The sequence below is a fragment of the Acidisoma sp. genome, from assembly GCF_965199065.1.
Classification (GTDB): domain Bacteria; phylum Pseudomonadota; class Alphaproteobacteria; order Acetobacterales; family Acetobacteraceae; genus Acidisoma.
Genome location: NZ_CBDAQN010000001.1, coordinates 224,424 through 245,159, shown reverse-complemented (window position 1 = coordinate 245,159; position 20,736 = coordinate 224,424). Strand labels below are relative to the sequence as shown.

Here is a 20,736-nt window from a genome sequence, read left to right as displayed (position 1 = left end):
GGCCTCAGGAGACGAATTCATCAACGAGCTTGGTGATGAAGTCGGTCAGCTTCTTGTCCGTCTCCGGCTTTATCTCGCGATCGTTGCGAATTGCCTCCAGGATGCCCGGCTCCCGCGTCTTGAGGTCGGACACGTAACGGCGTTCGAAATCGACGATCTTGTCGACGGGCACGCGGTCGAGAAGACCTCGCACGCCGGCGAAAATGACCACCGCCTCTTCCTCGACTGGCAGCGGATGGAACTGTGGCTGCTTGAGAAGCTCGGTCAGCCGCGCCCCGCGAGCGAGAAGCTTCTGCGTCGCCGGATCGAGATCGGAGGAGAACTGGCTGAACGCCTGCATCTCGCGGTACTGGGCAAGGTCGAGCTTGATGCGGCCGGCGACCTGCTTCATCGCCTTGATCTGGGCGGCGGAGCCCACGCGAGAGACGCTGGCGCCGACGTTCACGGCCGGGCGGATGCCCTTGAAGAAGAGGTCCGTCTCCAGGAAGATCTGCCCATCGGTGATCGAGATCACGTTGGTCGGGATGTAGGCCGAGATGTCGCCGGCCTGGGTCTCGATGACCGGCAGGGCGGTCAGGCTGCCCGCGCCCTCGACATCCGACATCTTCGCCGCCCGCTCGAGCAGACGGGAGTGCAGGTAAAAAACGTCGCCCGGGAAGGCTTCGCGGCCGGGCGGGCGGCGCAGCAGCAAGGACATCTGCCGGTAGGCAACCGCCTGCTTGCTGAGATCGTCATAGGCGATCAGCGCGTGCATGCCGTTGTCGCGGAAATACTCACCCATCGCGCAGGCCGAGTAGGGTGCCAGGAACTGCATCGGCGCAGGGTCCGAAGCCGTGGCCGCAACGACGATGGAGTATTCCATCGCGCCGTACTCTTCGAGCGTGCGGACGAGCTGGGCAACCGTCGAGCGCTTCTGCCCGATGGCGACGTAGATGCAGTAGAGCTTCCGCTTCTCGTCGTCGCCGGCGTTGATCGTCTTCTGGTTGATGAAGGTGTCGATGATGACGGCGGTCTTGCCGGTCTGGCGGTCGCCGATGATCAGCTCCCGCTGGCCGCGCCCGATCGGCACCAGCGCGTCGATCGACTTGATGCCGGTCTGCATCGGCTCGTGCACCGATTTGCGCGGAATGATGCCGGGCGCCTTGACCTCGGAGCGCCGGCGCTCGGTGGTTGCAATTGGGCCGCGGCCGTCGATGGGGTTGCCGAGAGCGTCGACCACCCGGCCGAGAAGCTCGCGGCCGACCGGCACATCGACGATGTCGCCGGTGCGGACGACGGTGTCGCCCTCGCGGATGCGGCTGTCGTCCCCGAAGATGACGATGCCGACGCTGTCGGCGGCGAGGTTCAGCGTCATGCCCTTCATGCCGGCGCCAGGAAATTCGACCAGTTCGCCAGCCATGACGTTCTGCAGACCGAAGACCTGAGCGATGCCGTCACCGACGCTCAACACCTGACCGGTCTCGGCCACATTGGCGTCGGTGTCGAAGCTGGCGATCTGCTTCTTCAAGATCTCTGAGATCTCTGCTGGGCGGATCTCCATGTCAGGCGGCTCCCTTCATCGCGTATTGCAGTCGCTGTAGGCGCGACTTGAGGCTGGTATCATAGAGACGGGCGCCGAGCTTGACGACGAGGCCGCCGAGGAGAGACGGATCGACCGCCTCGTGGATCTGCACGCGGCCGTAGCCCAATTCGGTCAGGCGGGCGCGCAGCTGAGTGGATTGCAGGTCGGTCAGCGGGTGAGCAGAGGTGACCTCCGCCCGGACAACGCCCCGCTTCTTGTCGACCAGAGCGGCAAAGGCCTGCACGATCGAACGGAGGAAGAAAAGCCTCCGGTTGTGGGTCACGACGCCGACGAAGTCCTGCACAGGCGTGCCAAAGCCCTGCTCCTGCAGAACGGCACGCACTGCTTTCGTGCCCTCCTGGATGTCGATCAGAGGATTGGCGAGAAACGACCGGAACTCCGGGCTCTCGTCGATCAGCCGGCCGAGCGCATCCATCTCGTCGATGACGCGATCGAGCGAGCCGGCCTCCTCCGCATATTCATAGAGTGCGGTGGCGTAGCGCCCCGCGAGGATCTGGTTCGGTGATTGAGTGCCGGCGCCCGAGGCCACGTGTCCTACCCGTCATATGTTGTCGAGACGTTCCCGCGACCCGATGTCCGAGAACATTCCCGAGACGCCAACGCCAGTTGTCTTCGATGCGGCGGAACTATCATAGGGGTTCCGGCGAAGCAACGGAGCCGGGCCGGTTTGCCGCGCGTGGAACGCTCACATGAAGCTCACCGGGTCCACGTCCACGTCCACCCGCACGCCGCGCGGCACCACGACCTGCGCCAGCCAATCCCGCAGGATCGGCTGCACCATGATGTCCCGCCGGGTCTTGAGCAACAGCCGACGGCGGTGCCGCCCTCGCAGCATCGCGAGCGGCGCCGGAGCCGGTCCCAGAACTTCCACCCCGGCCATGTGCGGCGCCGCACGACCGAACGCGGTCGCCACGCGATCGGTTTCGGCCATGTCCTCGCCCGCGATGACAAGCGCCGCCAAACGCCCGAACGGAGGCCAGTGGCCCGGCCTGCGGCCTTCCGCTTCCGCCGCCATGAAGGCCGCGATGTCGCCCCCGACGAGCGCCTGCATCACGGGATGCTCGGGCGAGAAGCTTTGCAGCAGCACCCGGCCCGGCGCCTCGGCCCGCCCTGCCCGCCCCGCCACCTGATGGAGCAGTTGCAGGGTCCGCTCGCCCGCGCGGAGGTCCCCGCCGGCAAGACCGAGATCGGCATCGACCACACCCACCAGTGTCAGATGGGGGAAATGCCAGCCCTTGGCGACGATCTGCGTGCCGATGATGAGATCGACGGCCCGGTCGGTGATCTGCTGCGCTGCCCGCGCCGCACCCTCGGGGCCGCCGATGGTGTCGCTCGCCATGACAAGCCGGCGCGCGTCCGGAAAGAGCAGCGTCGCCTCCTCGGTGATGCGTTCGACGCCGGGACCCACGGCCGTCAGGCTATCCTCGGCGTCACAGGCGGGGCAGGCTTTGGGTACCGGCTCGGCATGGCCGCAGTGGTGACACTGCAGCAGACGGCGCTGGCGGTGCTCCACCAGCCAGGCGGTACAGGCGCTACATGCGAAGCGGTGGCCGCAATGCCGGCACAGCGTCAGCGGCGCATAGCCGCGGCGGTTGAGGAACAGCATCGCCTGCTCGCCGCGTTCGAGCGTCTCGTTGATGGCATCGATGAGCGGCGGCGAGAGAAACCGGCCGCGCTCCGGCGCGTGCGCTCGCAGATCCACTGCCTCGACCTTCGGCAGCGCCGCCCCAGCATGGCGGGAGGTGAGGGTCAGCCGCCCATAGCGCCCTTGGTCGGCGTTGGTCATGGTCTCCAGACTGGGCGTCGCGGAGACCAGCACGACCGGGGCGTGCTCCAGCCGGGCGCGGACCACGGCCATGTCGCGAGCGTGGTAGATGACGCCCTCCTCCTGCTTGAAGGCGGATTCGTGTTCCTCATCGACAACGATCAGCCCGAGACGCGGGAAGGGTAGAAAGAGCGCCGAACGGGCACCAACGACGACTTCCGCATGGCCACCCGCGACGGCACGCCAGGTGCGGCGCCGGGTCGCCGGGGTGAGATCGGAGTGCCAGACGGCAGGCGGCACGCCGAACCGTCGGGCGAACCTCTCCAGCCACTGAGCCGAGAGCGCGATCTCCGGCAGAAGGATGAGGCTCTGGCGACCGAGGCGGATGGCCTCCGCCACTGCCTCCAGGTAAGTCTCGGTCTTGCCCGATCCAGTGACGCCATCGAGTAGGGTCACCGAGAAGGCCTCGGTGCGAACGTTCGACGCCAAGGTTCCTGCAGCCTCCGCCTGCTGGGCCGAGAGCGTGGCGGCGCCGGGATGATCCGGGTCGGGGCGGTCGAAAGCCGCCGGCTGGGCCAAAGCCACCGGACGAAGCCAGCCGCGATCAGCCATCGCGCGCGCGACGCCCTGACCTATTCCCGCCTCCCGGATGAGGTCCGGCAACGCTCGCGGCTGTCCATCCGCGAGCACATCGAGCAGGCGGCGGCGCGCAGGCGTCAGCGCGGCGTCGGGCGGCGCTTCACCTGGCAGCCAGCCGAGCCCGGACCTCTGCGGCAAGGCCGCCAGAAGCGGCGCGCGGATTGTCATGGCCAGAACCTCGCCCGGAGCCGACAAGGTGTAGGCTGCCACCCAGTCGATGAACCGGCGGAGCGGCGCCTCCAGGCGCGGCAGGCCGGGCACGAGCATCAGAGGCTTCAGTCGCGCGAGCGGCAAATCCGGGTCCGGTGCGGCATCCCACACCACGCCATGCATGGTCCGCCCATGCAGGGGCACCATGACCACGTCGCCGGCGGTCACGATGGCTTCCGGCGGCACCCGGTAATCGAGCGGCCCGGCCAACGGCACCGGCAGCAGAACGGAGACGCGTCCGGCCACAGGTGGCGGCTCCGCCTCTCGCGCCGCCTCGGGATGATCGCTACGTTGGTCCATCTGACGATGAGGTGTGTCCGGGCAATGACGACAAGTCCACTCCTTCCATGATGGCGGAGGCGGCAAGGCAGGAATGGCTCGGCTGGCTTGCCGGCGAACGCCGCGCCGCGGCTCTGACCGTTGAAACCTACGGCCGCGACATCGCCGGCTTCCTTGGGTTCCTGACGCGCCACGCCGGCGGCGAACCGAGCCTCCCCGATCTTGCCGGCCTGAGCGTGGCGGATTTTCGCGCGTGGATGGCCGCCGAGGCCGCCGAGGACCACGGCAACGCCACGAGGGCGAAGAAGCTTTCCGCCGTCCGCTCCTTCCTCCGTTACGTCGAGCGGGAGCACGGCGTGGCCAACTCGGCGATCGGGCTGGTGGCGAGTCCCCGCGCCCGGAAGCCCCTGCCCCGCGCGCTGACTGCGGTCGATGCCCGGCTGATCACCACCGACATCGGCGAAGTTTCCGACATGGCCGCCATCCAGGCACGCGATACGGCACTGTTCACGCTCCTCTACGGCTGCGGGTTGCGCATCTCGGAGGCGCTCGGCCTGCAGCGGGGCGAGGCGCCGCTGCCCGGGTCCGATGCGCCTCTGCGTGTCCTCGGCAAGGGCAGCAAGACGCGGATCGTGCCGGTGCTTCCCATCGTGCGCGAGGTGATGGCCCGCTGGATCACGCTGCACTGGCAGCCTGCGCCGGAGGCTCCGCTGTTCCTCGGCGCGCGGGGTAAGCGGATGGACCCGGCCATTGCTCAACTCGCGCTACGGAACTTCCGGCGCCTCAATGGCCTGCCCGAGCACGCGACGCCGCATGCGCTGCGGCATTCCTTCGCCACCCACCTGCTGGCGCAAGGCGCGGATTTGCGGGCGATCCAGGAGCTGCTGGGCCATGCCAGCCTCTCCACCACACAGCGTTATACTGCGGTGGATACGGCGCAGCTCATGGATGTCTGGCGCCGCGCCCACCCCAAGGGCTAGAGCGCCTGGACGCTTGACTCCACCGACGACGCAGGCATCTCGACCTCATGAGCATCCGTATCATTGGCCCCGGCGACCCCATCCCCCCGGAAGCACGGGGCGCCACGGTGGCGCTCGGAAATTTCGACGGCGTCCATCTCGGCCATGCCGCCGTTCTGCGCGCAGCCCATGCGGCGCGGCCGGATGCGCCGCTGGCCGTCCTGACTTTCGAGCCGCATCCCCGCGAATACTTTCGCCCGGACGACCCGCCGTTTCGGCTGACATTGCTGCCCGAAAAGGCGGCGGCGCTCGCCGGCCTGAACGTGGCCTGGGTGTTCGTGCAGCATTTCGACCATGACTTCAGCCAGCAATCCGCCGAGCATTTCACGCGCGCCCTGCTGCACGAGCGGCTGGACGCGCGGCATCTCATCTGCGGCGCGGATTTCGCCTTCGGCCACCGGCGTGGCGGCGATGTGGCGTTTCTGGCGGCGAAGGCCGAGGCACTGGGCATCGGCCTCTCAATCGCGCCAGCGTTCAGCGATTTGAGTGGCCCGGTCTCTTCCACCCGCATCCGGCGATTGCTGCAGGACGGCTACCCTGAGCGCGCGAACGCTCTGCTCGGCCGGCCCTGGACGATCCGTGGAACCGTCGCGCACGGCGACAAGCGAGGAAGGACAATCGGATTCCCCACCGCAAACCTGCCGCTCGGGCGCCATCTGGAGCCGGCCCGCGGCGTCTACGCGGTGATGGTCGGGCTACCCGACGGAACCCGCCACAAGGGCGTAGCCAACATCGGCTACCGGCCGACGGTGACCGATGCAATGGAGAGCCGGCTGGAAGTGAATATATTCGATTTCTCTGGAGACCTCTACGAAACGGAGATTTCGGTCTCGCTGCGCAGCTTTATTCGTGCCGAGCAGAAGTTTCCGAGCTTCGATGCTCTCCGGGCGCAAATAGTGGCGGATGCCGCAGCCGCTCAGGATTTGCTGTCGGGCATTGTTTTCTGACTCTAGCCCTTGTTTTGCCATGCTTTGACCAAACCTCAGCCAAAGGACGTGCCCCAAATGGTGCGTGGAACAGGAGGTTAATCATGTCGAAGAAGAGTTTGATGCGGCTCGGCGCCGGCGTTCTGATCGCGTTGTCGCTCGGTGGCTGCTACTTTCCCTACCACGGCTATCACCACGGCTACGGCCACCCCGACTACGGCTATTGGCGCTAACGTCATTCTCGCAATCAGGCCGCTGGCGTCATAGCCGCGGCCGATTGGTGAGCACCCTTGCCTCGTAGACTTTTGGAATAGCCAGCACGTTGATGTCGAACTGGTAGACCTGATAGCCGGCGCATTTGAGGACCGCGAGCAAAAGCTTGCGGTCGACTTTGAGATACTCGACCAGCAGAATAGGGGTGCAACGGGCGATCGTTTCTTGTGCGCCCGCCAGGACATCCAGTTCCATGCCTTCAGCGTCGATCTTGATGACATGGACCTCAGCCAACTCGAGATGATCGATCGTTGAAACACGAACGAACTCCGCCTTGGCGGGGTCATCTCCACGGATCTGATCGAGCTTCTCCCGCTGCTGAGGGCCGAACTCGACGCTGCCGAAATTCATCGGGCTGAAGTAGTCGAACTGCGGGACGGCGATTTTACCCGGCGCGGCTCCCGCGGCCTCGTTCATGCAGAAGACATTGGTGACCGCATTCAGCGCCAGCGACCCGCAAATCATCTGGAACAGCAGGCGCTGCGGCTCGTAGGAGTACACGCGTCCACCTCGTCCAAGATGGCGGGCTATGCCCAGCGTGTGAGTGCCGATATTTGCGCCGACATCGATGAAGACGCCGAAGGGCGCGGCAAGGATGTCGAAAATCCGGGCAATCATCTCGATCTCGTGGTGGTCGTGTCCTTTGCAGGTTTTGATCAACGCGTTCGCCTGGTTGATGTCATGGCGATTGATCAGCATCTGGCCGTAAACGGTGGGGACGAGGATGGCATAGGAGATCGGCGCGGCTGTACCCACGGTGCGAGGATCCTTCGGTCCGGGGAGCGATGCCGTCATCTGCTTTGGGCGGCGAAGCTGTCGGTCAGCCTCGACTGAACCGCCGCCATGACTGGCGCCCACTCCAGGAGGGTTTCCTGATTGAAGAGCGCCATTGTCGGATACAGTGGCGAGCGGTCTGCTTTCCATCCCCAGCGCCATTCGCTTGTCGCACGATTGAGCAGCCAGATAGGACGCCCAAGCGCCCCGGCCAGATGCGCCATCGCAGTGTCCACTGAGATAACGAGATCGAGCCCTGCCACGACATCCGCCGTATCCAAAAAGTCGTCGCCACCGCGCAACGGCGTTTCGACGTTGTACTGACGGATCAAGATAAGCTCCTCCGGCCGGTGGTCATCATGTTGCAGGCTCACCCACCGTACCGGCAAAGGAAGCGCCAGCAGCGCCGTCCATGAAAAGAAGGGGATCGACCGGACCCGATCGGTGTCTAAACGTTGGTTGCCGCGCCACGCGATCCCGATCCGCACCTCGTCAGGCAGCCGCGCCGGCGGCGCCGCCACCGGCCGCAGATAGGGCGTTTCCGCCGCGAGTTCGCTCTCGCGCTTCCCAAGCCAGCCGCTCATGCTGCCGAATGCAAGCACGTAATCCACATCTGTTCCCGCCGCGTCCAACGTGGCGGCCAAACACGCCTCCCCGCCAGGGGATGACTGAAGCGCATGCAGGAACAGCCGCCGGAGCGGCGGCCGGACGTCGATGACCATACGTTTCGGTCGCGCGGCCAAAAAATGACGCGCGAAACGAAAATTCTGGATCTGGTCGCCGTGCCCATCCTCGCCAAGCAAGACGAGCGTCCGGCCATGCAAATCCTCGCCACGCCACTCCAAACGCCCAGGCGGCGCCGGTTTGACATAGCCGTTGGCTGAAGGCTGCGTTGGGCGCTGCTCGTAGATTGCCCGGCCCTCCTCCCAGTGCCCAAACTGCAGCAGCGTCAGGCCAAGGTGGAAGCGGGCATTACCGTCGACGGGGGCGAGTTCGATGCAGCGGCGGAGATGCCCGATGGCCAGAGGCTCCAGCCCCAGCGCCCGGGCGGCCAATGCGAAAAGCTTGTGGGCCTGAGCACAGTCCGGATGCGATCGAACCACGCGGAACGCGTAGTCGAGCTGAGCCGCGGGAGCGGTGCCACGCCGCTGGTGCAGGTCGGCCATTGCCAGAAGCACGTCCTTGTCTGCCGGCGCTGCCGCCAAAGCCGCGCGCAGGAACGGCTCGGCCTCGTCCGGCCTGAAAGCGTCCATCAACGCCAAACCGCGTGCGAGAGCCGACGCGCCGCATGCGTGGGCCATCGAACCTGTGGGCGCCGGCAGGAAAGGCGACGACAGACGCATGCTCGCGGAAACACCCTGATGCCGGCTGGCCAGACACATCGTGACCAAGGCAAAGCTAGCAGAATGTTACGGTTTTGCAACTATGAGATTTGGAGTTTCGCTTCATGCGAGCGCCTCCCAAAGAACAGGACCGGCGATGCCATCGGGCGCCAAGCCATGCAAGCTCTGGAAATGACGCAGCGCGGTCTCGGTTCCCGGTCCGAAACTGCCGTCGCGAGCGACCGGGTAGCCATGGGCCGCCAGATCCTGCTGCAACTGCGCCACGGCCTCGCCGGTCGTGCCCCGGTATAGAACCGGCCAGTTGGACGCCGGTATGGCGCTGGCGGCCAAAGGAGCGATCAGGGTCTTGGCGCGCGTCAGGTAAGCAAGCCGGCTTTCGAGGCCGTTGAGCCCACCGTTGACGAGGCGCGTCACGGCGTAGAGGTCGTCCGCATCGCAATGCGCGTTGATCTTGAGGCGCGTCCAAAACTGGCAGGCGACGAGCAGGTAGGTCACGGGATCGTTCACAGAAAGCGGGTCGCCGACCAGATCGAGGCCCAGAGCCTCTCCCACGGACGCGTAGTTCATCCGCCCGGTAAGCTGGATAAGCCCGCGGCCCTTGTAACGCGGCCCGTCCCCCGGCTGAACGTTGCCGAGATCTCGCCGCCCCTCATAGGCGCGGCCATCGGAATATTCTTCCGTCGTGCAAAAACCGTCAGACTCGTGCGCTACCTGGGCCAGAAAATGAGCGACACGGAGCGGCGTGTCTATGCTGTGACCAGCGAGCGTAGAGGCAACGGGCGCCGCCATGCCCGCCATGATCGCGGCTTGCCGTGTTGCCCTCAGACCGCTCTCACCGGGAACCAGAGCCTTCAGCACCGCCTCATCGACCAGAACCATCCAACCATTCCTTGTCTTGTTATCGAAACTAACATAACAAGGATCGGTTTCGCAACAAGATTGCAAGGAACAGAAGACGGAGATCTCTAGCGGAAGACCGGCTCGTCGAACGCACGCAGCTTGCGTGAATGAAGCGAGTGAAGCTGATCACGCAGCAGGTCGATCGTCTCCAGCCCGATCGCCAGATGCTCCCCGACCGCACGCTGATAGAAAGCGGTCGCGGCTCCGGGGAGCTTGATCTCCCCGTGCAACGGCTTGTCCGACACGCAGAGCAGCGTGCCGTAGGGCACCCTCAGCCGGTAGCCTTGAGCCGCCAGGGTGCCGCTCTCCATGTCGACCGCGATCGCACGGCTGAGGTTGATCCGCCGCCGCTCCTGCGACCACCGCAGCTCCCAGTTGCGATCGTCGTAGGTGACGACGGTGCCGGTCCGCAGCCGGCGCTTGAGCGCATCCCCCCGGTCGCCGGTGACGCGCGCCGCCGCCTCCTGTAAGGCAAGCTGAACTTCGGCCAAGGCAGGCACCGGAACTTCCGGCGGCAGCAGATCGTCCAGGATCCGGTCTCGCCGGAGGTAGCCGTGCGCCAATACGTAGTCGCCGATGACCTGACTCTGCCGCAGGCCGCCGCAATGCCCGATCATGAGCCAGCAGTTCGGCCGCAGCACGGCAAGGTGGTCGGTGATGTTCTTCGCGTTGGAGGGGCCGACGCCGATATTGACGATGGTGATGCCCTGCCCGTCATCCCTCTGCAAGTTGTAGGCGGGCATCTGAAAACTCTGCCACGGTGCGCTGGCGACGATCTCGGCCGCCTCCGCGGGGAGCGTGCCTCGCGTTACGCTTCGCCCACCTGGGAGATGCAGCGCGACGTAACGCGATTGTGGACGCGCAAGCTCGTCGAGCGCGAAGCGCACGAAGCCGTCGACATAGCGTTGGTAGTTGGTAAGTAGAATCCAGGGTTGGAGCGTGCGCCAGTTCGTGCCGGTGTAATGAGTGAGCCGCTTGAGCGAAAAATCGGTGCGGACCGCATCAAAGAGAGCGAGCGGACGCGGCTTTGCAGGATCGAAAATCCATAGCCCATCCGCGACCTCGTCCCCGACCGACGACAGGCGAGGCGTTGGGAAGAGGCGCGCCAACTCCTCTACCTGAACGGCGCCATGCACAAACTCGTCTCCGACCTCGGTCACGTATGGATAGGGGATTTCGAGGTCGCTGATATGCACTGAGAGCGTGGCGCCAAACTCGCTTACGAGCGGTTGCAGTTGCTCCAGCAGGTAGGCGCGAAAGAAGGCAGGTTGGGTGATGGTGGTGGAGTAGACGCCGGGTTCCTGGAGCTTGGCCCAGGCGCGGGTGGTGGTGGTGCGAACTGCACCCGTCGGGTGCCACGCGACGTCCAGACGCGGATACCGGAAGTGCCGCCGCTCGGCGGCGGTGGGGCCGATGCCGGTCCTGGAGTAGCGGCTGAGGGCATCCCGGAGGGCGCCACATGCATGGTCGTAACCAAATTCGAGACGCGCGACGACCTGTTCGGGCGTGAGTTCCTGCATCGGCATGAGATCGTCCATACCCAGTCGTCTCCACGGGGATTTTATTCGCTTGGGTTAGCTGTAAAGAGGATTCCGCGCCACCCTCCGCACATTCACTCTCGCGTTCGTCTGATGGAGCATTGACGCCGGAGCCCAGCCTTGCTCGAGTTCGAAACAAATTAGGGTCTTGGAAAATGAAACCGATTATTCACGGCTTCAGAATGCTCCGGCACCTTCGGCTCGTCGGCCTCCTGGCAGGAGCCGCGCTTGGGCTGGCAGCTTGCTCAACCCACGTGCAGAACACCGGCACCTACGTCGTTCCAGTTCAGGAGAGCGGTCGCGCGACGCCCCGGCCGTCAGAGGTGCTGGTGTACGGGTTCACCCTTGATCCCGACATTATCCAGCTCGACTCAGGCGTGAAGGCTCGGCTGGCGGCGATCAGCGGCTCATCCAATCCCCCGGCTGAGCGCCAGGAACTGGCCTATGAGATCACCAGTGCGATCTCGCAAACGCTGGTCGATGCGATCGACCGCATGGGTTTGCCCGCCGTGGCGGCCAGCCCCGGTGAGCAGCCCCGTCCCGGCGATGTGCTTATCCAAGGGCAGATCGTTCGCGTGACGGCCGGCAATGCGACGCGACGCACGCTCATCGGGTTCGGCGCGGGTAAGAGCCAGGTCTATGCGAATGTCCAGGTGCTGCGGGCGGAGCCAACCGGCGATAACAGGCTTTTGCAGACCTATGACGCGAATGCCAACAGCGGTCGTACGCCGGGCTTAGGGCTCGGCGCCGCAAGCGCCGCCGCAGGACATGTCGCCATGGCGGTCGCCGGCTCGGTTGCAGGAACCGTGGCGCGGCAACGGAGCGGCCTCGCCAAGGATGCCGAGGACCTGGCCAAGCACGTAGCGACCAATGTCGGGGACTTTTTCGCGGGCCAAGGCTGGATCTCGCCCGGATAGTGGCCAAGCGGCTTTTTCTGGTATCGAGCCACCAGCGGACCCGCCCCCGTGGGAACAGTGAGAGCGCGCTTCTTTTCTAGGGAGGAGCAAGAACTTCTGAACCTCCGGCGAGCGTGCGCGCGCCGACACCTCTAGCCTGTGAGCCACCCATGGACGAGTTACTACAGTTTCTGACCAGGGTCAGACCCGACATCGAACTCAGTGTGGGTCTGCTCATAGCGCTGATCGTCACCGTCCACGTCCTGCAAACAAAGCGAGAGGTGGCGGCGGCCACGGCCTGGATCGGCCTCGCCTGGTTCGCGCCCTTCTTCGGCGGTTTCGCATATTTCGTGCTGGGCGTGAACCGGGTGCGGCGGCGTGCTCGCAGGGTGCGCGCCCCGTCCGCACGCCAGGGAAAAAGCATTCTCAGGAGGCGCGAACTGGCGGAAGAGGACAACCATCTGGCCGCCCTCCGCCACGGCGTCGGCCGCATCACGGGACGGCAAACGGAGCCAGGCAATTCGATACGAACTTTGTCAAATGGCGACGAAGCCTATCCGGAGATGCTCGCCGCGATCGAGGAAGCTCGGCACACCATCGGCCTGTCCAGCTACATCATGAAGGACGACGAGATCGGGGGCCGCTTCGTCGACGCCTTGCAAGCGGCAAAACAGCGCGGCGTCGAGGTCCGGGTGATCGTGGACGGCATCGGAAGCGGCTGGCTGCGATCGCCGGTCTACACCCGGCTACGAGCGGCGGGCGTGCCGGCCGGCAGGTTCATGCATTCCTACATGCCGTGGCGGATGCCATTCCTGAACCTGCGCACCCACAAGAAAATCCTCGTCGTCGACGGGCGGATCGGCTTTACCGGAGGCATCAATATCGCGGACCAGAACGTGGTCGCGACGCGTCCGAAAGACCCGGTGCAGGACACTCACTTCCGGATCGAAGGGCCGATCGTGGGCCAACTTGTCTTCGCTTTCGCCCGGGACTGGGCTTTTGTGGCGGATGAGGAGTTGGATGGGGAAGCCTGGTACCCGGCGCTCGCCGCCCAGGGCGATTCGCTGGCGCGCGTCGTCACGGCAGGGCCGGACGAGGACCTTGAGAAAGTCGAGTTCGCCGTTCTGCAAGCGATTGCCTGCGCGCGCGACCGCATCATGATCATGACACCATACTTCTTGCCCGACGAACGGCTGACCACGGCATTGTCGCTTGCTGCGATGCGCGGCGTCGACGTTCAGGTGGTGATCCCACAAAAGGGGAACCATCGGCTGCTCGACTGGGCCGTACGCGGCAATATCGGTCCAATGCTGAAGGACGGGGTCAAGGTCTGGCTCTGCCCGCCACCCTTCCGGCACTCGAAGGTCATGATCGTAGATAGCGAATGGTCACTGATCGGCAGCAGCAACTGGGATATGCGCAGCTTCCGGCTCAACTTCGAACTCTGCGTCGAGATCTACGACCCTGAGCTGTCCGTGGCGCTCGAGGCGCTGGTGGAAGGGAACAAGTCGAGCCGACTGGAACTCAGCGACATCAACGCCCGCAATATCGTCATCCGCATGAGGGATGCTGGAGCCAGGCTCCTGCTGCCGTATCTGTAGACGCAGCGGCTGAAGAGCAGGTGCGGCTTACGCCGCGCGGCGGGTGAAGGCGTTTGGCACTTCGGCAATCGCGTGATCGACCAGGCGGCCGTCTTCAGCTGCCGTCAAGCCATCGCGCAGAGCCTGAACCGTAGCCGCTATGGCCACGTCGACAGCCGCCGACCGGACCTCAGCGATGGCAGACGCCTGAGCTGCCTGGATGCGCTCCTCGGCCATCCGCTCCCGGGCACGGGCGCGCATTTCGGCCTCGGCGGTAAGTTCGGCGGCCGCGCGGGCAGCCTCCTCATGAGCGCGCGCGAGAATGTCCTTCGCTTCGGCGAGGGCTTGCGCGCGCTTCTTGCGGGCGTCGACCAGCATCGCCTCGGCTTCAGCCTTCAGCTGTGCGGCCTCGTCGAGAGACTGCCTGACCGCCGCGGCGCGGCTGTCGAGAAGCTTGCCCAGCGGAACCGCAATCCTGGCGCCAAACGCGACGATAAATATGAGTACGGCGACGAGGACCCAGAATGCCCCGTGAATCCACGGCGCAGAGGATAGCGCTTCGTTTTCCATTTAGTTCCTCTTGCCTAGGCCAAGCCGCGCGTGGCCATGGCATCCTGGATCTCGCTGCCAAGCCGCCCCTGATCGGCGGCGCGGCCGGTCAGGCGCGCCACCAACAGACCCGCCGTCTCCGTGGCGATCGGACGGATCGCCTTCATCGCTTCAGTGCGGGCCGAGGCAATGTCCGCCTCCGCCTTCACCAGTTGCTCATCTAGCTTGTGCGCCAGCGCCTCGGCCTGCCGCGCAGCCTCCGCCTTGGCTCGCTCTGCTGCTTTCGTCACCTCGGCTTGAGCCTCGCCTCGCGCAGATTTGATGGCAGCCTGTAGTTCGGCGATGGCGTTATCCGCCTCCGCCTTCGCCCGGTGCGCCGCATCGAGATCGACCTGGATGCGATGCGCGCGATCGGCGAGTACCGACCCGACGCCAGGCAAAGCCCAGTTCGCGAGGATAAAATACAGCGCGACCAGGATGATAACGAGCCAAACCACCTGCGAGAGATTCAGGGGGTTGCTGAAATCCATCTGCGGCAAGTTCGAGGCCGCACGGGCAGCGCCCGGCAGGATGAGCGACCCGAGGATTGCTCCGAAAGACAGCAGAGCAGTGGCGAGAAGGCGGCGCATGATCGGCTTCGAGGTCCGGCGGATCAGGTGAAAAGAATGACGAGCGCGATAACCAGCGCGTAGAGCGCGATCGCTTCGGTCAGCGCGAAACCGAGCAGCACGTCACGGAACATGCGGTCGCGCGCGGCAGGATTGCGGCCAACTGCGGAGACGAACGCTCCAAAAAGATTGCCGATACCCACGCCGGCACCTGCGACGCCGATGGTGGCCAGGCCCGCGCCGATGTCGCGGGCGAGAAGCGGAGCAGTGATATCCATAATCCGTTATCCTTCAAGAAGAGTCAGGTCAGTGCATATGCACGGCGTCGTGCAGATAGAGGCAAGTCAGCACGGCGAAGACATAGGCCTGCAAGCAGGCCACCAGCAGTTCAAGCGCGATCAACGCCACATTCAGCCCAAGCGGGATAATGGAGGCGACGGCGCCGAACACTCCAAGGCTGGCCGTCAGCAGAATCATGAACCCCGCGAAGACCTCCAGCATCACATGACCGGCAGTCATGTTGGCAAAAAGTCGGACGGACAGCGAGACTGGCCGCGACAGATACGAAATGATCTCGATGGGCACCAGCAGCGGCAAAAGCCAGCCGGGAACGCCCTCAGGCACGAAGAACTTGAGGAAGCGGAAGCCGTGCACATAGAAGCCGACGGCGGTCGTGAACAGAAAAACGAACAAAGCCATCGTGAGCGTGACGACGATCCCGCTCGTGTAGGCAAAGAAGTAGGGAAAGAGCCCAAGAAGGTTGCCGAGGAGGATGAAAATGAAGATCGTAAAGACGAGCGGAAAGAACTTCCGGCCCTCCTCCCCGATGTTGTCGATACACATCGCGTAGACGAACTCGTACAAGGACTCAACCAGGGATTGCAGACGGCCAGGGACCACGGCCCGGGTACGCATCCCGACCGCAAACAGAATGACGATGATCGCGGCTGCGATGAGCATCATCTCGTTCGAGTTGGTGAAATTGACGACGCGACCGATCGGTCCGAGGCTCGTGGTCAGCCGGAACTGGCTCAGCGCATCGATCGTAGGAGCAGCCATGAACGTTTCCCAGTAGTCGTATTAGCTTTTGCGTTCCGGACCCATAGCCCGAAACACGTTCCTTAACCCAGCCGCCGCACCGAGCGGCACGAAGGCGATCATCAACCATGGCCGCGTATGGAAAAGCCGGTCGAGACCCCAGCCGATGACCACAGCGATCACAAGGGCCGCAACCATCTCCACCCCGAGGCGCATGGCCAGACGCATGGCGCTGCTGTCCGGCGCGTTCGCCGCCTTCCCCTCCCGAGGTGGCCGGTCGAGCTTGGCGCTATCCCGCGCCTTCGCCAAACGCTCCTCGAAAGACTGCCCCTCGTGATCGCCGCTCATTCCACCGCCCCTGAACCGAAATAAGACCTGCATATTCCGGCCCCGCGAGGCAACCGTCTGCTACCGACCACCCCCGGTGGTGTCAAGGAAGCGCGAGCTACGAAAGCTGTTCTTACGCTCGCCGCCCGGGCGTCAGTGACTGACCGGATGGGGCGTCAACCGCCGCGATACGTGCTGTAGCCGAAGGGCGAGAGGATGAGCGGAATATGGTAGTGGCCGCCGTCCCGAGCCAGGCGGAAGCGGATGGCGATGATGTCATAGAAACCGGCAACGCCGAACCGCGCCTGATATTCCTCGGCCGCGAATACAAACTCGTGGATGCCGTCATCAAGGCGGATCGCTGGCTCCAACGCCCAACGTCCGGTGCCATCGGTCGTGCCCTCCGCGAGGATCATCCGCCGGTCTCCTGCGATCCGGCTCAACGAAAAAGTCAGACCCGCGCCGGCCTCACCACGCGCCGTGTCGAGCACGTGCAGGCTGAGGGTCGGGCCGCCATGGGCGTCTGTCACAGCGCCGCATCGCCGCTGCTGCCCGGCTCCACGGCGGGCTCCTCACTGATCAGGGCCTCCACACGGAAACCCGCGATCTTAAGGACTTCGGCGAGCGCCGTCTGCCGTTCGCGATCCGGGGGCTCGTCGAAACGATGGGTCAGAGCGGCCAGCACCGCGGCGCGATCCCGTTGCCCCTTGACCGCAATGATGAACGGGAAGCCGAAGCGCCGCTCATAGGCGACGTTCATGGCCGCAAACGCCGCATCCTCATCGCCATCCATATGATCGAGCCCGAGAACGGCCTGCTCCGACTGCGACGAGGCGGTAACCTCCCCCCGTTTTGCGGCCTCGCCACCCAGAGTGGGGTGAGCGCGCAGCAACGCGAGCTGATCCTCCTCCGGAGCTGCTGCCACGGCCTTGGCCATGGCTCCCAGCAGAGCCTGCTTCGATGGGAAAGGCCGTTCGAGGGCAGCTTTCGCGGCGACCCAGGGCGTGTGCTCGAAGACGCCGGCGAACACCGCAGCGAACTCGGAAGCCGTCATCTGGTTGATCGCCCAGATCGGGCGGAGGACTGGAGGCACCTCAGGTTCCGCCATTTGTCTTACCCCGCATCTTTTGTTGAGTGTCATACGCTTAACGAATTTTGGTCTGACAGCGCTATCCTGGTTATTAGCCATAGGTCTGACCATTGACACTCTAAAAGGCCCTGCTCCACATAAGCGCGCACGCGCCGGTGGGGTGCGAGTGTGCCGCGGACCAAGCCGGGGCACCACAATAATGCGTTGCGGGTTCCGTCCGAACAGGACGCGTGCCCGGGTTTGGGGAGCTTCTGATGAGTGACGATCAAGACCGGACGCCGGTCGAGACCAATGAGACGATTAGCCCTGAGACGCGCCGCGGATTGCAGCGCCGCGGGCTGTTGACAGGCGCTGTCGCCGGCGGCGCCGCGACCATGCTGGCCAGCCTCGCCACCCAGGCCCGCGCGGCCGCCGACGCGTTTCCGGATCATCCGCGCTGGAAGTTCGTCTTTATCAACCACGTGACGACGAACCCCTTCTTCGTGCCGACGCAGTATGGCATTGCCGACGCCTGCAAGCTGCTCGGCTGCGGCTACCAGTGGACCGGCTCGGAAACCAGCGACGCCGGCCAGATGGTGAACTCGCTGAACGCGGCAATCGCGTCCAAGGCCGACGGCATCGCCTGCTGCCTTGTCGACCCGAAGGCGTTCAACGAGCCGACCGAGCGCGCCCTCCAAGCCGGCATTCCGGTCTTTGCCTACAATGCGGACGTTCCGCTGGGCAGCCCGAACAAGCGCCTCGCCTACATCGGCCAGGACCTCTACAAGGCGGGCTACCAGATGGGTCTCCGGATAGCCGATGAAGTGGGATCCGGCCATGTCGCCCTGTTCATTGCGACGCCAGGCCAGCTCAACATCCAGCCGCGGTTCGACGGCGCCAAGGATGCCATCGCCAAGTCCGGCAAGCCAATCACGGTTGAAGAGGTTGCAAGCGGGCCAACGCTTAACGAAGAAATAAGCAAGGTTCAGGCCTATTACCTGGGACACCAGGACATCAAGGGCATGTACGCGGTGGACGGCGGCACCACGATGGGCGTGACCCAGGCGATGAAGCAGTATGGCCTCGTCGCCAAAGGCATCCATGGCGGTGGTTTCGACCTGCTGCCGAAGACGCTCGAGAACATCAGCGAAGGCTTTGGCGACTTCACAATCGACCAGCAGCCTTACCTGCAAGGCTTCTACACGGTGATGGAGATGTTCCTGTTCAAGGCGTCGGGTGGCCTTGTCGGGCCTGCCGACATCAATACCGGACTGAAGTTCGTGACGAAGGAGACTGTCGGACCCTACCTCGCGACGAAGACGCGTTACGAAGGCAACTCCGGCGCGCCGCAGATCGTGCCTTCCCACGGCGCGATCGGCTAAATACTCTCCAAGCGGGCGTCCTGGGGGCGCCCGCATATCTTGGCTTCGGCCATTTCTCTGTGACTGGAACACCCGTGAGCGCACATATTCAGAAGCCAGCGCAGGCCGAACCAGGGGCCAAAGCCCGCCCGCATATCGGCTCGCGGGGCCTGTCAGGATTTCTCCGGATCCGCGAAGCGAGCATCCTCGTCGTCGCCATTCTCCTCATCATCTATTTCGAGAGTTCGAACAGCAACTTTCTGACCCGGGCCAATCTCCAGACCCTATCGCAGTTCGTATCGGCGCCGGTCATCATTGCCTGCGGCGAAATCATGCTGCTGATCTGCGGTGAGATCGACCTGTCCGCCGGAATGGTCTTTGCGCTTGCGCCGTTCATTATGTATTTCGCCCATAATGCCGGGCTGCCGCTGATCGTCGCGTTCATTCTGGCCCTGATCGGGTGCGCCGCCATAGGGCTCTTCAACGGCTTGGTTTCCGTCAAGCTTCGGGTGCCCTCCTTCGTCACCACGCTCGGCACCATGTTTCTCATCAACGGCTTCACTCTGACCGTCTCCGCCGGCTTCCCGGTCGACACCCCGACGAACGGGCTCTTCACCTTTCTGATGGGCAACAGCGGGTTTCAGGAGATCATCTGGGCCATCATCATCGTGATCCTCATGCACGGGATGCTGCGCAACACGCGTTGGGGCCTGCATACAATATCGGTCGGCGGCAACCTGATCGGTTCAGCCGAATCCGGCATCAACGTCGCGCGCATAAAGATCGGCAACTTCGCGATGACGGGCGCGCTGGCCGGCTTGGCCGGTATTCTGGAGGCTTCGCGCATCGGCTCGACCGATCCATTGGCTGGCGGTTCGCCCATGATGTTCCTGGCTGTCGCCGCCGCAGTCATCGGCGGCACCTCACTCATGGGTGGGTCCGGGACGATCATCGGCGGTCTGTTCGGCGGCCTTGTTCTGGGCGTTTTGCAGGATGGCTTCACCATCGACGGCATCAACGCCTTTACCTTCAACATCATCATCGGCGCCGCAATCCTGATCGCCATGGTCTTCAACATCCACTTCGCGCGGCTACGCACAATGAGGAGGCGCACATGAGCCAGGTGCAAGCGGCGGCCCCGACCGCCAAGGGCGCGGCAGGGGCGCCGGAAGTTCTGAGAGGCGAAAACATCGTCAAGCGCTTTGGCGCAGTGACGGCCCTCAACGGCGTGTCTCTTCACCTGAAAAAGGGGGAGATGCTCGGGATCCTGGGCGATAACGGCGCCGGCAAGTCCACCATGATCAAAATCCTGACCGGCTATCAGGCGCCGACCAGCGGAACGCTTGCCATCAACGGTCAGCAGGTCGCTCTCAAGTCCGTGGATCATGCCCGCGCCCTCGGCATCGAGTGCGTCTACCAGGATCTGGCGCTCGTTCCAGGGTTGTCGATTTACCACAATATGTTCCTCAACCGGGAGCCTCTGCGGGCTGGCCCTTTCCGGCTTCTCGACAACGGCGCGATGCGGCGCCGGGCAGCTGAGGCGCTCGAAGATATCGGCGTCAACATCCCGAACGTGAACGAGGAAGTGGCGATGCTTTCGGGGGGCCAACGTCAGGCGGTGGCCATCGCTCGCGCGGTCTACTCCCAGGCAAAGATCCTGCTCCTCGACGAGCCGTTGGCGGCCATGGGTGCCCGAGAGTCTGGTTTGATCCTGGACCTGATCGACCGGCTCAAGAAGCGGGGCGACCTGTCGCTGATCATGATCGCCCACAATTACGCCCAGACCCTCGAAGTCTGTGACCGGATCATGATGTTCCAACACGGCGAAGTCACATTCGAGCGGGCTGCGGCAGAAACCTCGGTTCCCGAGCTGCTGGACGTGGTCAAGCAGAACTACAAGGTCATCCGCGGCGCCCACTGACAAACCGGTTGTGCCGCAAAGGTCCGCAGCCTCTGGACGCGGTCCCACTGCCTCGAACGCAACCCAGGCCTGGAGGCATAGAGGATTACAGGACGGCGCAGGTCCTGTATGAACCTGGAGTTGTTCCTTCAAAAGCAGG

The 20,736-nt window shown here is 64.3% G+C and carries 22 protein-coding genes; 8 read left to right on the top strand and 14 right to left on the bottom strand.

The window, feature by feature from the left end:
* Positions 1-4 precede the first annotated feature (4 nt).
* The 3 genes from atpA to ACOEQ1_RS01195 form a co-directional block, all read right to left on the bottom strand.
* Positions 5-1,540 carry a F0F1 ATP synthase subunit alpha gene (gene atpA / locus ACOEQ1_RS01205; protein WP_419757412.1) on the bottom strand — a complete coding sequence of 512 codons (1,536 nt, stop codon included), beginning with the start codon at positions 1,538-1,540 and terminating at the stop codon, positions 5-7.
* A gap of 1 nt (position 1,541) precedes the next feature.
* Positions 1,542-2,111 carry a F0F1 ATP synthase subunit delta gene (locus ACOEQ1_RS01200; RefSeq protein WP_419757411.1) on the bottom strand — a complete coding sequence of 190 codons (570 nt, stop codon included), beginning with the start codon at positions 2,109-2,111 and terminating at the stop codon, positions 1,542-1,544.
* A gap of 156 nt (positions 2,112-2,267) precedes the next feature.
* On the bottom strand, positions 2,268-4,496 hold the full coding sequence (locus ACOEQ1_RS01195) for a primosomal protein N' (protein ID WP_419757410.1): 2,229 nt from the start codon (positions 4,494-4,496) through the stop codon (positions 2,268-2,270).
* A 47-nt stretch (positions 4,497-4,543) separates the two neighbouring features.
* On the opposite strand from ACOEQ1_RS01195, the gene ACOEQ1_RS01190 reads away from it, so the two are divergent.
* The 3 genes from ACOEQ1_RS01190 to ACOEQ1_RS01180 all read left to right on the top strand — a co-directional run bounded on the left by ACOEQ1_RS01190 (position 4,544) and on the right by ACOEQ1_RS01180 (position 6,653).
* A complete protein-coding gene (locus ACOEQ1_RS01190; protein ID WP_419757409.1) occupies positions 4,544-5,455 on the top strand; it encodes a tyrosine recombinase XerC in 912 nt (303 codons plus the stop codon).
* Between the two features lie 47 nt (positions 5,456-5,502).
* Positions 5,503-6,441, top strand: a complete 939-nt coding sequence (locus tag ACOEQ1_RS01185; protein WP_419757408.1) for a bifunctional riboflavin kinase/FAD synthetase — start codon at positions 5,503-5,505, stop codon at positions 6,439-6,441.
* Between the two features lie 83 nt (positions 6,442-6,524).
* A complete protein-coding gene (locus tag ACOEQ1_RS01180) occupies positions 6,525-6,653 on the top strand; it encodes a hypothetical protein (protein WP_419757407.1) in 129 nt (42 codons plus the stop codon).
* Positions 6,654-6,681: 28 nt separating this feature from the next.
* Here ACOEQ1_RS01180 and ACOEQ1_RS01175 read toward each other — a convergent pair whose 3' ends face one another.
* The 4 genes from ACOEQ1_RS01175 to ACOEQ1_RS01160 form a co-directional block, all read right to left on the bottom strand.
* Positions 6,682-7,449, bottom strand: coding sequence for an FkbM family methyltransferase (locus ACOEQ1_RS01175; RefSeq protein WP_419757406.1), 768 nt, complete (start codon positions 7,447-7,449; stop codon positions 6,682-6,684).
* A 35-nt stretch (positions 7,450-7,484) separates the two neighbouring features.
* Positions 7,485-8,720 carry a glycosyltransferase family 9 protein gene (locus tag ACOEQ1_RS01170; protein WP_419757405.1) on the bottom strand — a complete coding sequence of 412 codons (1,236 nt, stop codon included), beginning with the start codon at positions 8,718-8,720 and terminating at the stop codon, positions 7,485-7,487.
* A 192-nt stretch (positions 8,721-8,912) separates the two neighbouring features.
* Positions 8,913-9,689 (bottom strand): peptidoglycan-binding protein, encoded by a 777-nt coding sequence (locus ACOEQ1_RS01165; RefSeq protein WP_419757404.1) that lies wholly within the window; start codon positions 9,687-9,689, stop codon positions 8,913-8,915.
* An 86-nt stretch (positions 9,690-9,775) separates the two neighbouring features.
* Complete coding sequence (locus ACOEQ1_RS01160; protein WP_419757403.1) at positions 9,776-11,248, bottom strand: AMP nucleosidase; 1,473 nt, start codon at positions 11,246-11,248, stop codon at positions 9,776-9,778.
* 182 nt (positions 11,249-11,430) lie between these two features.
* Here ACOEQ1_RS01160 and ACOEQ1_RS01155 point away from each other — a divergent pair, with 182 nt between their 5' ends.
* Complete coding sequence (locus tag ACOEQ1_RS01155) at positions 11,431-12,165, top strand: DUF4410 domain-containing protein (protein ID WP_419757402.1); 735 nt, start codon at positions 11,431-11,433, stop codon at positions 12,163-12,165.
* Positions 12,166-12,314: 149 nt separating this feature from the next.
* Positions 12,315-13,745: a cardiolipin synthase gene (gene cls, locus ACOEQ1_RS01150; protein ID WP_419758607.1), complete on the top strand. Its 1,431-nt coding sequence runs from the start codon at positions 12,315-12,317 to the stop codon at positions 13,743-13,745.
* A 27-nt stretch (positions 13,746-13,772) separates the two neighbouring features.
* Here the strand turns inward: cls and ACOEQ1_RS01145 are convergent, their stop codons facing one another.
* From ACOEQ1_RS01145 to uraD, 7 genes are all read right to left on the bottom strand, one after another.
* Entirely contained in the window at positions 13,773-14,294 is a 522-nt protein-coding gene (locus ACOEQ1_RS01145; RefSeq protein ID WP_419757401.1) for a F0F1 ATP synthase subunit B, read from the bottom strand.
* Between the two features lie 14 nt (positions 14,295-14,308).
* Complete coding sequence (locus ACOEQ1_RS01140; RefSeq protein ID WP_419757400.1) at positions 14,309-14,902, bottom strand: F0F1 ATP synthase subunit B; 594 nt, start codon at positions 14,900-14,902, stop codon at positions 14,309-14,311.
* 23 nt (positions 14,903-14,925) lie between these two features.
* Positions 14,926-15,159, bottom strand: a complete 234-nt coding sequence (locus ACOEQ1_RS01135) for an ATP synthase subunit C family protein (RefSeq protein ID WP_419757399.1) — start codon at positions 15,157-15,159, stop codon at positions 14,926-14,928.
* Positions 15,160-15,187: 28 nt separating this feature from the next.
* Entirely contained in the window at positions 15,188-15,940 is a 753-nt protein-coding gene (locus ACOEQ1_RS01130; RefSeq protein ID WP_419757398.1) for a F0F1 ATP synthase subunit A, read from the bottom strand.
* A gap of 21 nt (positions 15,941-15,961) precedes the next feature.
* A complete protein-coding gene (locus ACOEQ1_RS01125; RefSeq protein WP_419757397.1) occupies positions 15,962-16,267 on the bottom strand; it encodes an AtpZ/AtpI family protein in 306 nt (101 codons plus the stop codon).
* A 155-nt stretch (positions 16,268-16,422) separates the two neighbouring features.
* On the bottom strand, positions 16,423-16,776 hold the full coding sequence (gene uraH / locus ACOEQ1_RS01120; protein WP_419757396.1) for a hydroxyisourate hydrolase: 354 nt from the start codon (positions 16,774-16,776) through the stop codon (positions 16,423-16,425).
* Complete coding sequence (gene uraD / locus ACOEQ1_RS01115) at positions 16,773-17,354, bottom strand: 2-oxo-4-hydroxy-4-carboxy-5-ureidoimidazoline decarboxylase (RefSeq protein WP_419757395.1); 582 nt, start codon at positions 17,352-17,354, stop codon at positions 16,773-16,775. The genes uraH and uraD overlap by 4 nt, the downstream gene beginning before the upstream one ends.
* Positions 17,355-17,590: 236 nt before the next feature.
* On the opposite strand from uraD, the gene ACOEQ1_RS01110 reads away from it, so the two are divergent.
* The 3 genes from ACOEQ1_RS01110 (at position 17,591) to ACOEQ1_RS01100 (ending at position 20,597) form a co-directional block, all read left to right on the top strand.
* Positions 17,591-18,697: a sugar ABC transporter substrate-binding protein gene (locus tag ACOEQ1_RS01110; protein ID WP_419757394.1), complete on the top strand. Its 1,107-nt coding sequence runs from the start codon at positions 17,591-17,593 to the stop codon at positions 18,695-18,697.
* A 74-nt stretch (positions 18,698-18,771) separates the two neighbouring features.
* Positions 18,772-19,794 (top strand): ABC transporter permease, encoded by a 1,023-nt coding sequence (locus ACOEQ1_RS01105; protein ID WP_419757393.1) that lies wholly within the window; start codon positions 18,772-18,774, stop codon positions 19,792-19,794.
* Positions 19,791-20,597: an ATP-binding cassette domain-containing protein gene (locus ACOEQ1_RS01100; protein WP_419757392.1), complete on the top strand. Its 807-nt coding sequence runs from the start codon at positions 19,791-19,793 to the stop codon at positions 20,595-20,597. The genes ACOEQ1_RS01105 and ACOEQ1_RS01100 overlap by 4 nt, the downstream gene beginning before the upstream one ends.
* Positions 20,598-20,736: the final 139 nt, after the last annotated feature.

What these genes read in the sequence shown, in the direction of transcription:
- atpA (WP_419757412.1), bottom strand. Translation starts at nt 1,540, where the DNA reads ATGGAGATCCGCCCAGCAGAGATCTCAGAGATCTTGAAGAAGCAGATC.
- ACOEQ1_RS01195 (WP_419757410.1), bottom strand. Translation starts at nt 4,496, where the DNA reads ATGGACCAACGTAGCGATCATCCCGAGGCGGCGCGAGAGGCGGAGCCG.
- ACOEQ1_RS01190 (WP_419757409.1), top strand. Translation starts at nt 4,544, where the DNA reads ATGATGGCGGAGGCGGCAAGGCAGGAATGGCTCGGCTGGCTTGCCGGC.
- ACOEQ1_RS01185 (WP_419757408.1), top strand. Translation starts at nt 5,503, where the DNA reads ATGAGCATCCGTATCATTGGCCCCGGCGACCCCATCCCCCCGGAAGCA.
- ACOEQ1_RS01180 (WP_419757407.1), top strand. Translation starts at nt 6,525, where the DNA reads ATGTCGAAGAAGAGTTTGATGCGGCTCGGCGCCGGCGTTCTGATCGCG.
- ACOEQ1_RS01170 (WP_419757405.1), bottom strand. Translation starts at nt 8,720, where the DNA reads ATGGACGCTTTCAGGCCGGACGAGGCCGAGCCGTTCCTGCGCGCGGCT.
- ACOEQ1_RS01165 (WP_419757404.1), bottom strand. Translation starts at nt 9,689, where the DNA reads ATGGTTCTGGTCGATGAGGCGGTGCTGAAGGCTCTGGTTCCCGGTGAG.
- ACOEQ1_RS01160 (WP_419757403.1), bottom strand. Translation starts at nt 11,248, where the DNA reads ATGGACGATCTCATGCCGATGCAGGAACTCACGCCCGAACAGGTCGTC.
- ACOEQ1_RS01155 (WP_419757402.1), top strand. Translation starts at nt 11,431, where the DNA reads ATGCTCCGGCACCTTCGGCTCGTCGGCCTCCTGGCAGGAGCCGCGCTT.
- cls (WP_419758607.1), top strand. Translation starts at nt 12,315, where the DNA reads ATGGACGAGTTACTACAGTTTCTGACCAGGGTCAGACCCGACATCGAA.
- ACOEQ1_RS01145 (WP_419757401.1), bottom strand. Translation starts at nt 14,294, where the DNA reads ATGGAAAACGAAGCGCTATCCTCTGCGCCGTGGATTCACGGGGCATTC.
- ACOEQ1_RS01140 (WP_419757400.1), bottom strand. Translation starts at nt 14,902, where the DNA reads ATGCGCCGCCTTCTCGCCACTGCTCTGCTGTCTTTCGGAGCAATCCTC.
- ACOEQ1_RS01135 (WP_419757399.1), bottom strand. Translation starts at nt 15,159, where the DNA reads ATGGATATCACTGCTCCGCTTCTCGCCCGCGACATCGGCGCGGGCCTG.
- ACOEQ1_RS01130 (WP_419757398.1), bottom strand. Translation starts at nt 15,940, where the DNA reads ATGGCTGCTCCTACGATCGATGCGCTGAGCCAGTTCCGGCTGACCACG.
- ACOEQ1_RS01125 (WP_419757397.1), bottom strand. Translation starts at nt 16,267, where the DNA reads ATGAGCGGCGATCACGAGGGGCAGTCTTTCGAGGAGCGTTTGGCGAAG.
- uraD (WP_419757395.1), bottom strand. Translation starts at nt 17,354, where the DNA reads ATGGCGGAACCTGAGGTGCCTCCAGTCCTCCGCCCGATCTGGGCGATC.
- ACOEQ1_RS01110 (WP_419757394.1), top strand. Translation starts at nt 17,591, where the DNA reads ATGAGTGACGATCAAGACCGGACGCCGGTCGAGACCAATGAGACGATT.
- ACOEQ1_RS01100 (WP_419757392.1), top strand. Translation starts at nt 19,791, where the DNA reads ATGAGCCAGGTGCAAGCGGCGGCCCCGACCGCCAAGGGCGCGGCAGGG.